Annotated in this window: 1 protein-coding gene; it reads left to right on the top strand. The window is 59.0% G+C overall.

Annotated features, from left to right (window positions below; translation table 11 throughout):
• Window positions 1-354: transposase (locus ACR6JA_RS22420; RefSeq protein ID WP_494599628.1), on the top strand; the 354-nt coding region annotated here is incomplete at both ends.

The following is a 354-nucleotide window of genomic DNA, read 5'->3' as shown; positions in this document are numbered from 1 at the left end:
CACTACTTGAAGCGCTGGGGATTCACGCCGCAGAAGCCGATCAGGAAAGCCTACGAGCAGCGGCCGGCGGAAGTTCAGACATGGCTGAATGAGGAATTTCCGGCGATCGCCGATCGTGCCAAGACCGAAGGCGCCGAGATTCATTGGGGCGACGAGACGGGGCTGCGTTCCGACGATGTGCGCGGACGGGGTTACGCGCCGAAGGGTCAAACACCGGTCGTGCGCATCTGCAACAAGCGCGAGAACGTTTCGTTGATCTCGACGGTCACCAACCAGGGCAAGGTTCGCTGGATGGTTTTCGATGGCGCACTCAACGCCAAGATCCTGATCGATTTCTTCAAGCGACTGATCAAG

This window comes from Cedecea sp. B1(4), assembly GCF_059414925.1.
Note: the sequence above shows the minus strand (reverse complement) of the source record. Positions and strands in the feature narration are given on the sequence as shown.